11 protein-coding genes are annotated in these 11,794 nt (G+C 63.3%); 8 read left to right on the top strand and 3 right to left on the bottom strand.

The genetic code is table 11. From position 1 onward, the window contains the following. Nucleotides 1–31 precede the first annotated feature (31 nt). Entirely contained in the window at nt 32–1,585 is a 1,554-nt protein-coding gene (locus tag ACFPJ1_RS02345; RefSeq protein ID WP_380101096.1) for a plasmid pRiA4b ORF-3 family protein, read from the top strand. Nucleotides 1,586–1,611: 26 nt separating this feature from the next. Here the strand turns inward: ACFPJ1_RS02345 and ACFPJ1_RS02340 are convergent, their stop codons facing one another. Both ACFPJ1_RS02340 and ACFPJ1_RS02335 read right to left on the bottom strand, forming a co-directional pair. After that, nucleotides 1,612–2,055, bottom strand: a complete 444-nt coding sequence (locus tag ACFPJ1_RS02340; protein ID WP_380101095.1) for a hypothetical protein — start codon at nt 2,053–2,055, stop codon at nt 1,612–1,614. 177 nt (nt 2,056–2,232) lie between these two features. Next, complete coding sequence (locus ACFPJ1_RS02335) at nt 2,233–3,207, bottom strand: aldo/keto reductase (RefSeq protein ID WP_380101094.1); 975 nt, start codon at nt 3,205–3,207, stop codon at nt 2,233–2,235. Between the two features lie 146 nt (nt 3,208–3,353). Between ACFPJ1_RS02335 and ACFPJ1_RS02330 the strand changes: the two genes are divergently transcribed. Next, nucleotides 3,354–4,103, top strand: a complete 750-nt coding sequence (locus ACFPJ1_RS02330; protein WP_380101093.1) for an alpha/beta fold hydrolase — start codon at nt 3,354–3,356, stop codon at nt 4,101–4,103. A gap of 49 nt (nt 4,104–4,152) precedes the next feature. Next, nucleotides 4,153–4,833, top strand: coding sequence for a YdcF family protein (locus ACFPJ1_RS02325; RefSeq protein ID WP_380101092.1), 681 nt, complete (start codon nt 4,153–4,155; stop codon nt 4,831–4,833). 352 nt (nt 4,834–5,185) lie between these two features. Here ACFPJ1_RS02325 and ACFPJ1_RS02320 read toward each other — a convergent pair whose 3' ends face one another. Then, nucleotides 5,186–5,551, bottom strand: coding sequence for a hypothetical protein (locus ACFPJ1_RS02320; protein WP_380101091.1), 366 nt, complete (start codon nt 5,549–5,551; stop codon nt 5,186–5,188). A 469-nt stretch (nt 5,552–6,020) separates the two neighbouring features. Here ACFPJ1_RS02320 and ACFPJ1_RS02315 point away from each other — a divergent pair, with 469 nt between their 5' ends. The 5 genes from ACFPJ1_RS02315 to ACFPJ1_RS02295 all read left to right on the top strand — a co-directional run bounded on the left by ACFPJ1_RS02315 (nt 6,021) and on the right by ACFPJ1_RS02295 (nt 11,526). Next, nucleotides 6,021–7,178, top strand: a complete 1,158-nt coding sequence (locus ACFPJ1_RS02315) for a helix-turn-helix transcriptional regulator (protein WP_380101090.1) — start codon at nt 6,021–6,023, stop codon at nt 7,176–7,178. Between the two features lie 2 nt (nt 7,179–7,180). After that, nucleotides 7,181–8,110: a bifunctional diaminohydroxyphosphoribosylaminopyrimidine deaminase/5-amino-6-(5-phosphoribosylamino)uracil reductase RibD gene (gene ribD, locus ACFPJ1_RS02310; protein ID WP_380101089.1), complete on the top strand. Its 930-nt coding sequence runs from the start codon at nt 7,181–7,183 to the stop codon at nt 8,108–8,110. Between the two features lie 36 nt (nt 8,111–8,146). Next, the gene (locus ACFPJ1_RS02305) at nt 8,147–9,454 is read left to right on the top strand and encodes a helix-turn-helix domain-containing protein (protein WP_380101088.1); all 1,308 of its coding nucleotides are present in this window, start codon (nt 8,147–8,149) and stop codon (nt 9,452–9,454) included. Continuing rightward, nucleotides 9,451–9,831 carry a hypothetical protein gene (locus ACFPJ1_RS02300; protein WP_380101087.1) on the top strand — a complete coding sequence of 127 codons (381 nt, stop codon included), beginning with the start codon at nt 9,451–9,453 and terminating at the stop codon, nt 9,829–9,831. Before ACFPJ1_RS02305 ends, ACFPJ1_RS02300 begins: the two co-directional genes overlap by 4 nt. 414 nt (nt 9,832–10,245) lie before the next feature. Next, nucleotides 10,246–11,526, top strand: a complete 1,281-nt coding sequence (locus tag ACFPJ1_RS02295; protein ID WP_380101086.1) for a hypothetical protein — start codon at nt 10,246–10,248, stop codon at nt 11,524–11,526. Nucleotides 11,527–11,794: the final 268 nt, after the last annotated feature.

The raw sequence follows: 11,794 nt of genomic DNA, 5'->3' as shown, positions 1-11,794 counted from the left end.
TCTCACGGTCGGCGGCGGTAGCGTTGCCCGTATGGCGCGCAACGACGATCCTCATCTGTCCCCGGCCGGCCAGGCTGAGCTGTTGGAGCAGTTCAGAGCGAGTCTTACCGGCCTGGGATCCGACGAGCTACGCAAACTGCTTCCGCAGGTTCTCGCCGCTGCGATGCCAGGGGTGGATCCGTTCGAACTGCCACCACCGCCGTCGAGGCGGCGAGCTCGTCGTAACGACGTGTCGACCTACCAGGTGCGCGTCGATCTCACAGGGACCAAGCCGCCGGTTTGGCGGCGACTGGAGCTCGCCTCCGACCTGTTCTTGAACGAGGTCCACGAAGTCCTCCAGATCGCGTTCGGCTGGACCGACAGCCACTTGCACGAGTTCGCCTCGGGCAAGGACTACTACCACTCCTTGACTGAGCATTACCTTTGTCCGTTCGAAGCCGACGAGGGCAAGACTGGCGTGCCGGAAGGGGATGTACGCCTCGACGAGGTCCTTGCGAAGCCTGGCGACAAGCTCCTCTACCTGTACGACTTCGGCGACGACTGGATGCACGTCATCAAGCTCGAAGCCGAGCGGCCGCGGGACGATTCCGCTCCCAGGGCCGTCTGCATCGACGGCCGCCGCCCTGGCCCGAGCGAGGACTGCGGCGGGGTCTATGGCTACGGGGTGATTGCCGCTGCCCTCGATCCCGGCCACCCCGAGCATGCCGAGGCGGTCGCCGAGTATGCCGACATGTACGGAGACGACGCCAACCCGGACCATTACGCCCCCACCCCGTTCGACCTCGAGTCGATCAACAAGACCCTGGCCGATCCCAGTGACGGCCGACCGGGTCTTCTCGGACCGCTCGGCGAACTCGCGGACGCAATCCGCCCTATAGCCCAGAGGTACCTGTTCCAGCAGCTAATTGAAGACGCGGACCTCGACGCCTCTGTTGATATCGACGCCGATACCGCGGCCCGGATGGTCTCGCCGTACAGCTGGCTGCTGGATCGCGTCGGGGCTGACGGCATCAAGTTGACCGGGGCCGGCTACTTGCCGCCTGTCCACGTGGAAGCCGCGATGGCCGATCTCGGACTGGGCGAAGAATGGATCGGCAAGGGCAACCGTGAGATCCAGACCCTGCCCGTACTGCACCTGCGAGAATCGGCACAGGCTATGGGCCTGCTCCGCAAGTACCGTGGAACACTCGTGCTCACAAAGCGCGGACGTGCCGTCCGCAGTGACCCGCTCGCACTGTGGTGGCATCTCGCCGAGCAGATGCCACCAGCCTCCAGAGACGCCTGCGAAACCCAAGCCGGGATCTTCCTCCTTGCCACTCTCGCCGCACGATCCGCCGATGACCCCTACAGGACGATCGCGGAGCTTCTCGCCGCGATCGGCTGGATGGGCATCGATGGAACACCGATGACGCCGTCGATGGCCGGCCAGGCGGCCTGGGACACCGATGCCGTACTGCGCCGCCTCGGCGCCCTCATCGACGAGCGAGGCATCCACCGCCGATCCGCGAAGTCCACACCGGAAGGCGTGGTGTTCGCCAGGGCCGCACTGCGCACCTGGCCCGGCACGACGTACCACGAGGCGTAGTCCTCGGGGGAGGTGTCCGCAGCGGGTCACTCGTCGTCGCCCCACAGAGGCAGGGATGGTCCGCCGGGTCGGCAAGGGTGCCAAAGGGGCAGCATCGCCGGATCGCGTGGGTAAAGGCGCTGGTCCTCGATCAGGAAGCTAGCGTCGACGTCGCCGCGGAACGGCGGGTTGTCGTAGTCGTAGACGGCATCGAGCCGCGCGAGCTTGTCGAACGTCAGGTGCGCGTTGTACCAGCTGCCCTGGCCTGGTTGGTGCATCGCTCTGCGAAGCATAAGGGCAGCGAGGTGACCGTCGTGGTCGAGCGTGACGCCCCGGTGCAGGGCTCCGCTGCCCCGAGTCGCGGTCAGGCCGGTCTGGGTCATACCACCCGCGCAGGAGATCCGTAGCGTCAAATAGCGCCAGTCCTCCGGAGCGGAGCGAGCCAGTGCCTGAGCGATCTTGGCCAGCAGGTCCTCTGCTTCGGCGTTCATGTTGGCAGCTCCTCGCCTCCAGCTACTCCATCCCCACGACGCTAACCAACCCCGCCGACATTTGCCCGACGGACGAAGGATGCAGGCGGACTGAGGACCGTTCTAAAGACAACCAACCGCCCGTACGCCGATCGATCGGCGTACGGGCGATTTGCTGAAATACTCACACCATCGGCGTCACCAGGCGTAGTCCTCAGGGGCCGTCTTGTAGCCCGGGAAGATCTCGTCGAGGCGGGCGAGCGCCTTGTCGTCGAGCTTGACGTCGACGGCGCGTACTGCGGACTCGAGCTGCTCCATCGTGCGGGGGCCGACGATCGGGCCGGTCACCGCGGGCTGGTGCAGCAACCACGCGAGCGCGACATCGCCCGGCGCGTGTCCGAGATCGTCCGCGAACGCCTCGTACTGCTCGATCTGCGGCCGCAGCTTCTCCACCGTCTCCTTGGCGCGACCCTCGAGCCGGCGAACGCCCTCGTTCTCCTTGCGGAGCACACCGCCAAGCAGACCACCCTGCAGCGGCGACCACGGGATGACGCCGAGCCCGTACTCCTGCGCGGCCGGCAACACCTCGCGCTCCACATCCCGCACGATCAGGTTGTAGATCGACTGCTCGCTGACGAGCCCGGTGTAGTTCCGCTTCTCCGCAGCCGCCTGGGCCTGAGCGATGTGCCACCCCGCGAAGTTGCTGGATCCGGCGTACAGAATCTTCCCCTGCTGTACGGCGACCTCCATCGCCTGCCAGATCTCATCCCACGGCGTGGCCCGGTCGACGTGGTGGAACTGGTACAGATCGATGTAATCCGTCTGCAACCGCTTCAGACTCGCGTCGAGCGCGCGGCGGATGTTGAGCGCAGAGAGCTTGCCCTCGTTCGGCCAGCCATCACCCATGTCGCCGTAGACCTTGGTCGCCAGCACGGTCTTCTCGCGGTTCTTGGGATCCTTGGCGAACCACTCGCCGACGATCTCCTCGGTGCGGCCGGGGTAGATCGAGCGGCCGTATCCGTTGGCGGTGTCGAAGAAGTTGATCCCCTTGTCATGGGCTGCATCCATGATCGCGTGGGAGTCCTCCACGCTGGTGTGCGGCCCGAAGTTCATCGTGCCCAGGCAAATACGGCTGACAGTAAGGCCGGTCCGGCCAAGATGAGTGAATTCCATACCTCCCAACCTCCCTCTCGCACCCTGAGATGTCCAACAGGAGAATCCACTCAGTTCAATCACCTGTCTTTCTGAGTCCGAGCAGACCCGGTACGACGTGCCGCGGGTGCAGGTCGCGGTCACGCTGAGGTCCTAGGCTCGTCGCCATGACGGCTACCACGTTCGATGTCGGCGGCTACAAGCTTGCGGCTGAGATTTCGGGGGAGGGGTCGCCAACGGTCGTCTTCATCTCCGGTAGCGGCGACGCCGGCGAATCCTGGGACGCCGCCATATCGGCCCTGCGGTCGTCGACAACCCTCCTGACCTACGCCCGCGCCGGAATCGGCAACAGCGAGACCCCGGCCGACTCGGCGGCGCGCTCACTTGGCGCCGCCGCGGAGGAGTTGCACCGGCTACTTGCGGCGACCGACCTCGCGGGACCGTTCGTCCTGGTCGGCCACTCGATCGGAGGCCTGATCGCCCTGATCTTCGCCGCGCGATGGCCAGAGAATCTCGCAGGCCTAGTCCTTGTCGATACCACGGACATCCACCTGAACCTGGATATCGACGAACCTATTCTCGTCGTTGCCGATGGCGACAGGGAGGACCACCTGTCGTACGACGTGGTTGCCAGCGTGGACGAGGTCGCGCGCAGCATCCGCACCCTCGACGTACCGAGTGTTGTCATCGCCAGCCGCGTCCGCCGCTGGCTCGAGCTTACAGACCTTGAGCCCTGGCGACCCTTCAGTCTCGCCGAACTCGATGAACGATGGCAGCGCCACCAGAAAGCGTTGGCTGCTGACCTAGGCGCCACACACAAAGTCGCCCGCTTCGGCGGCCACAACATCCAGAAAGACGACCCAACCATCGTCGCCGAATCAATCGACAACCTCATCGACTCAGCTCGCCAGCGATGAGGGCCTTAGGCATCGGTAACACCTGCCACGGTCAGGCGAGGGCAACTCGGTGATCGAGAAGACAACTGTTACCTCTGGGAGTCTGCCGACCGGCGAGTTGATGGCCGATGCTCAACTGATCTGGGACTACCACCAGATGAACCACGTACTCCAGCCGACCGACATAGGTGTCGGTCTCGGCAGTCACGATCTCGGCGTCGCGACCTTCGCAGCCCAACTCTTCCACCAAGGGCTGTTCCCGACGCTCGTCTTCACGGGAGCGAACAGCCCGACCACTGCCGCCCGATTTCCTCGCGGCGAGGCAGTCCACTATCGCGACCACGCCATCGAGCTCGGGGTGCCCGCCAAAGCGATCCTGGTTGAACCTCTAGCCACGAACACTGGACAGAACATCGCGTTCACACGCGACCTTCTCGCAGCCCGCGGCGAACCTGTCGAATCGGTATTGCTCATGTCCAAGCCCTACATGGAACGCAGAGCCTTCGCCACATGCCAGAAGCTGTGGCCAGACGTACAGATCGTGTGTGCTTCTGAGCCGATCGAAATGGCCAAGTACATCGACGGTATCGGCGACGCTGGACTTGTCCTCGACATGCTGGTCGGTGACCTACAACGCATCATCGAGTACCCTGCGCTTGGCTTCGCCGTCGAGCAGGAAGTGGCAGACGAGGTCTACGCGGCCTTTGAGCGCCTGATCGATGCCGGACACACCAGTCGGCTGCTGAACTGACATGGGCCCGCAGGCGAGTCCTCTTTCGAGCAGGCATTTTGTCAGCCAGGGAAGCTAGCCAGATCGCGACAGATGCCAATCAGGAAGCTTTGCCTGGTCGTGGTGACGCGTACGGAGTCGTTGTCTCGGTGTGCGGGAGTTCGACCATCTTCGATAGCTCGCTGACCCGGGTCAGTCCCCAGGGCGTCGCTGCGGCCTTGGCTGTCATCTGCCCCTCTTCGTCAGTGTGGTGATCAGTTGGAGCGGCGGACGAGCGCAGATGACAGGGCATCGGTACGCCCGCCCGCCGGTCGGTGGGTGTTTGCTTCGGAGCCGCCGTGAGCTGGTCCGGTGTGCGGAGCGCCCCCAGTGATCAATCCGGAGCTCGTCGCCGAGAGCGCCGTGCTTGAGGTGACGCGGCGGCGACCAGGACTCGGGCGCCAGTGATGTGTTCGAACCGATCCTTGATAGCCGCCGGCGCGCTCAGGAGGGCGAAGTGCAGCATGCTGGGAACGACCACAGCGGTCACCTCGTACCGATTGACCGCCTCAACCAACGCTTCAAAGGCCGCCGGGATTGTTTCGAGATGCTCGACATAGACAGAGCCGAGGGTGAAGCCCTCAATCTCGGCGAAGAGCCCCAATCGCTCCTCGGCGTCGTCTAGTTCGGCGTCGGTCATCAGTAGATGCCGACGGATGTATCCGAGCAGCAACGGCCGCGTGTGGTCGACGTTGGTCACCACTGCCTCACGCAGGCCGAGCATCTAGCGTTCCGAGGTTTTCGTTGGTCACCCGAAGACCGGCGAACCGGCGACGCATTGCAGCCTCGTACTGAGCGGCTAGTGCTGGCTCGGCCGTGTACTCCGCGATCTTGTGCGGACCGAACCAAACCCGCACCCGGTGGCGCGGTGGATCAATCCCGAGTGCCGCACCGGGGCGGCGCTGAATCGCTGGTCTTGCGATATCTGGACTGTCGTTGCCGGGTCGCACTATTCCCCCTGGGCGAGTCGATCGTGGTGCGCTCTGGATGGCGGCTCGGTCGCGGCCACTTGTGAGATCAGCACCGCCTGTCCGTGCACAACAAGTTCATCGTTTACGGTTGGAAGGAGCCAGAGCAGAACTGATGCATAAGTGGCGCGTTGTTGACGCGCCGACGATGACGCAGTAGGCCGCCCGGACGGGGATGATCGAGTAATGGCAAGCAGGCGGGTGCGACTCGCGCAGCGGCGCAAAGCAGCCGGTCATAGCCAGGAGAACCTGGCTGCCCTGCTCGGTGTCGATCGCTCAACAGTCGTGCGGTGGGAAGCTGCTGACACCGCGCCGCAACCGTGGCTGCGCCCCAAACTAGCTGCGGCGCTACGTATTTCGGTCCACGAGCTTGATGGATTACTCGACGACATCAGTGAGCCAACCGAGCGACGCGATGCTATCTCGGACGCACGGCCCAGCATGCCAATCAGGCTGAGCGATGGACCACGCTTGGACGCTGTCGTCGAGCACCTCCGCGAGCAGTGGCATCTCCTCGTCAAGACAGACAACTTGCTCGGCCCTCGGCATGCGCTTAGCGGAGTGCTCGGCCAGCTCGAGACCATCAACGAGCTGCTCGCCACAGCTGACATCGCCGGTCGACCGCAGGTGGTGCGCCTCGCCGCGCAGTACGCCGAATCCGCCTCGTGGCTCTATGAGGACAGCGGCGGGACGGCTGAGGCGCGCCATTGGAGCGGCCGCGCTTTGGAATGGGCCATCGAGGCAAACGATCCGCTGATGACCTCCTGGGTCTTGTTCCGTCGTAGTCAGCAGGCCGTGCCGAGTGGCAACGCTGCCCAGGTGCTAGGGCTGGCTGGCGCGGCCCGTCGCGCAGCCACCGATCTACTCCCGCCTATGCGTGCCGCGCTGGATCAACAAGAGGCACAAGGGTTCGCCTTGGACGGCGACGAATCTGCTGCTCATCGGAAGCTGGATGCCGCTCACACCTGGGCTGCCACTGACGCGGCCGGCGATGCACGGACCGGGCATGGCTCCTTCTGTACGGCGAGCTACATCGAAGTACAGCGCGCTGGATGTTGGTTGACGCTCGGCAAGCCTGAACGGGCAATCTCTCTGTACGAAGCGACGCTGCCGGGACTGCCTGACGTCTACCGTCGTGACCGTGGAGTTGCGCTTGGGCGGCTGGCGAGCGCGTATGCCGTCTCCGGAGAACCTGAGCCGGCGGCCATGAAGGCAACCGAGGCTTTGAGCATCGGCCAGGAGGTCGGCTCGGAGCGAACACTTCGCCTGGTACGAGCAGTTAGCAAGACCTTGTCTGGGTATCGACAGTTGCCGGCCGTGTCACAGTTCATGCGCGAGCTAGCCGCGGAGCCTCGCTAGACATGGCGAGCACTCACGAGGAGCGGGCAATGCGTCGTGCCATTGCCTTGTCGGCCCTGGGGCTCGGGTCGACGAGTCCCAATCCGCCGGTCGGCTGCGTCGTACTTGATGCCGACGGCAACGTGATTGGTGAGGGGTACCACCGCCGCAAAGGCGAAGCCCACGCAGAGGTCAATGCGCTTGCTGCGGCGGGGGAGCGGGCCCGCGGTGGCACCGCGGTCGTCACGTTGGAGCCATGCAATCACCAGGGAAGAACTCCACCCTGCCGGCAGGCGCTCATCGACGCAGGTATCGCCCGGGTGGTCATCGCCCTGATTGACCCGACATCGCGTGAAGAGGGTGGAGCAGCGCGCCTCAAGGCGGCAGGGGTAGATGTCGAGCTTGACGTCCTAAGCGACGAGGCTCGCCTGGTCATAGGGCCATGGCTCGAAGCATTTGCATCAGGACTCCCGCACGTGCACTGGGCTTATGTGGTGGACAGCGACGCACGCCCTGTCCTCGATCCTGTTCCAGATGGGGTGATCTCACGGACCGAGTTCGACGCGATTCTGACCTCCGACGGTCGGCTTGAGGAGGGAGTTCCAGGCGCGCACTCACCGGACGAGTTCTCATTGCCGCGGATGGTTGGAGCCGAGTCCGCCGCGATTTTGGCGGATCTGTTCAGTCGAGGCGTACGGTCGCTGCTGATATCTGGACGGACGAAGCTCGCGGCCGCAATCGCGGATTCGGACCTGGTGAACCGCATCACCTTGTATTTCCCTCGACAGCCGGCGTCGAGTCGTCCGGCGGCGATGGCCGGGCAGCCTCTCGGCGTGCCAGCTGGGTACGAAGTCCATGCTGTTGCGGCGGCTGGCCCTTACGTCAGGCTGGATCTCGTCAGGATTGACAGGGACGCATCTAGCGCCACTCGGGCGGATCAGACCGCTGGATAGAATGCAGCCATCGTCGAGGACGGGTGGGAGGCGGGTATGGCGACCAAGCGACACCGTCTCGCACAGCGGCGCAAGGCTCTCGGCTACAGCCAGGAGAGGTTTGCCGAGCAGCTGGGCGTAGACCGCTCGACCGTCGTTCGATGGGAGAGCGGCAGCGTCGAACCGCAGCCGTCGCTCAGACCTCAACTCGCGCGGTGGCTGCAGGTCTCATTGAGCCAGCTGGCGGACCTGCTGTGCGGGTCAGAGGCAGCAGCGCCTGAGTTGGGGTCTGAGGACCACGAGCAAGCGGGCGTTCTGCAAGACCCCACGGAGACTGACGACATGAACCGTCGCGAGATGCTGCGTCTGATGAGCATGGCCAGCACGCTCATAGCAACGTCAGGTGCTCACGGGCCGTTGGACTTGGACCGACTGGATCACGTCGCCAGTAACCCTGGCCTGCTGGATCCGGCCACACTTGATGAGTACGCGGCACTCAACGCACATTTGTGGCGAGCATTCACGTTGTCGCGCAACAAGCGCGCAGCCTTCCCGTTGGTGCAGGGTCAGCTGGATGTCCTCGTCGCGGCCCTGCACGAGGCACGCGGTTCAGCAACTCATCATCGCGTGTGTGAACTCGCCAGCGATCTCTTCCAACTCGCTGGAGAGATTCTCTTCGATGGGAACCAGTACACGTCAGCGGCGCATTGTTATGCCCTTGCCGCGCAGGCCGCGAAGGAAGCCGGCGCCCTTGACCTCTGGGCGTGTGCCCTCACCCGCCACGCCTTCATCAGTGTCTACGACCTGAAGTTCGATCGAGCTGCGCCGATGCTTCAGCTTGCCGCGGGCCTCGCCCAAGGTGGTGACTACGCGCTCTCAACGCGGCACTGGGTCAGCGCAGTCCAAGCTGAGGTTTTCGCAGGCCTTGGCGATCTGACCGCCTGCCAACGGGCGCTCGACCAAGCTGATGAGGTTCACGCCCTGACCGGCTCTTCTCAGAATGGTGGCTGGCTCAGATTCGACGGTTCAAGGCTGCCTGAAGAGCGGGGTACCTGCTACGTAGCGCTCAGGCGCCCGGAACTGGCTGAAGCGGCGCTCAACGATGCTCTGGGTCAGAATCTGTCTTCCCGCCGTCGGGGCGGCGTACTCGTCGACCTCGCCGCGCTCGGTCTGCAGCGTCGAGACCTCGACCAACTCCTTGTCCACAGCAATGCCGCACTGAACTCGGCACGGCAGACAGACTCGGGAGTAATCGCGCGAAGGCTACAAGGGTTGCAGCCGTACCTGGTGCCGCACCTCAAGAACCCTCGCGTCCATCAGCTCAACACAGAGATCATCGCTGTGAGCCGGAAAGTCCGCTCATGACCACAAGGAGCATCACGTTGCCGAATGAACAGGGCCGGGTCTTCCGGGAAGCATGGATCGCTGGCGTCAAGAAGTACTACCCCGGCGAACCGAAGCCCAGCTACATCACCCCATGGGACGAAACTCCAGACTGGGAACGCGCCAGCGCCGCCGCCGTCTACGACCAGGTCCGCGCCTTCATCACCGCCACAGACGGCCACACCAGCAAGCTCACCCGAACCCAGAAGGGCCGCTTCGTCGCCCTCTGCTGGATCGGCCAAATCTACAAACACATCCCAGACCCCAAACCGGCCTACGTCGCCGACTGGGACGACCTCCCCGACTGGCAACAACAAACCGACGCCGACATCTTCGACCACATCGAGCGGACGGGGTAGACATTCGGGATTGCCCCGAGTTTGGCTGACTCGCGGGGGGTGGTGGTTCAGGCAGCGAGTGCGGCGGGTTGAAGTGTCTCAAACTCGATGGGTGTGAGACTGCCGATCGGTCGTTGGCGGCGTCGGCGGTGGTAGGTGTTGCCCTCGTGACGCAGTGAATTGCGACCAAGAAAGGCTTTCGTTGCGCCATGGTGTGCTGGAAGGCCCCACAGCTGAGCGATGGCGAATATCCGTTGCGGTCCAGCGAGCAGCCTGGCCGCGACGGCACTGATCAGTTGACTTCCTCGCGGCGTGCCCTCGCCCATCCACGATCAGTCGGGTGCGACTCGCCCGGCTCCTCGGGTTGCTCGCCCAACGAACTGCTTTATTGTCTATCCTGCAACACTCAATGACTTTCGACTTTGGGAGACTGGTTTGGCCTACCTGCTGCTGCCCACGAATAGACAGGTCTCGGCTCTGGTTTCGCTTGCTTCGCGTTCGGAGCCGATTACATTGGCTGTGGATCGTTCAGCAGACTCGGCGGGCAACGGTGAGGTTTGCCTCGGTCTCGCCGATGGTCCAACCGGGCGAGCGTTAACCTTCGCCGGGTGGGTGCGGTCCGCCGGAGGAGCATCAGATCTCGACAGGCGGCTGTCAATTGACCGTGTGCACATTCTACACGATCCAATTCCGACGCAGCTGCTACGGCAGCGGCTGTCGAGAGCTCATCAGCGATCGGTCGATCTGGACATAAGCCAAGGGGTAGGCCTACGTTTGACAAAGGCCGGCTCGAAGGCGTTGCTGGATGCTATTGTGACACTTCAGCCGCAGCTCGAGCCTGTGCTCAATGCGCTCGTCGGCGTCGATCGCACCCTAAATAGCCCGGCCGCGAACAGGTGGTGCGATGAACGAGATGCAGTTCGGGTTGCTCTTCGGATTGCGGGCCTGGACGATAAGCTGCTCCTGCAGCCGTGGATGGAGCCATCGAGCCCCTCTATGCCATTCTTGGCAGGCTTGTCAGAATCGACGCCGGAAGCGGCGCTACTAGACCATGATGCACGCTCTGTACCGGGGTTGACGCTGCTGCCCGGGTTCAGAGCCGACATACATGTGTTCCAGGATTCCCATCGGACACTTGAGGTCACAAATGTCAACGCGACTAACGTTGAGGCTGCACTCGGTACGGACCTTATCTATTACACTCATCGAACGCGTAGTCTAGTCCTGGTTCAATATAAGAAGCTGAAGGATGGTGAGTACCGTGTTGACGCTCGCTTCCGAAGTCAGCTCGGTAGGATGTTGAAGGTAGACGCGCTTGGCGTCTCCAGTCTGCGGTCAGCTGATTGGCGGCTTGGAGCCCGTGCAGCGTGGTTCAAGCTGGCCGAAGCGGAGCCGTTTGTAATGGGATCAAATGAGATGGTTCAAGGGCAGTATCTCCACGCTGAATACGTCACACAACTCCTCGAGGATGATTGCACGCGTGGTCCACGCAAAGGCCGGATACTTGGCTATGAGACTGTAGATCGACATCTGACCAACACTCTGTTCATATCGCTAGTTAAAGACGGCTGGATTGGCACTAGCGGCGTGGCGCTGGATGACCTCCGTCGCATGGTCAGGCAGTCGCTTCGCGATGATAACTCGGTGGTTCTGGCAGAAGAAAAGAGTGCGACCAGATATCGCAATGAGCGCCGACGAAGACGAGTTCCGCGATAGGCTCCCGACAAAACATGATGCCTATCGGAGCCCCGAAGCACTGTTCAGTTTGCGACGAGACTTCGACATTTTGCTCCAATCAACTTGTCAATCGTTCGAAGCGGAGATGTGGTCGACACCAAGGTTGCCGTCGTAGGTGGCTCGTAGCGTCGAGGCAGCTGGCTGTAACGTCCGACCTCATGGGATCGATAGGACCCAGGTGGGCAGTTGCCGCTCGGCGATGTCGGCTGTCCTCTACGGGCGCCCGAGAGCCCGCCGGGGTCGTCTC

This window comes from Kribbella qitaiheensis, from assembly GCF_042657745.1.
In the GTDB taxonomy this organism is placed as follows: Bacteria; Actinomycetota; Actinomycetes; order Propionibacteriales; family Kribbellaceae; genus Kribbella; species Kribbella qitaiheensis.
Note: the sequence above shows the minus strand (reverse complement) of the source record. Positions and strands in the feature narration are given on the sequence as shown.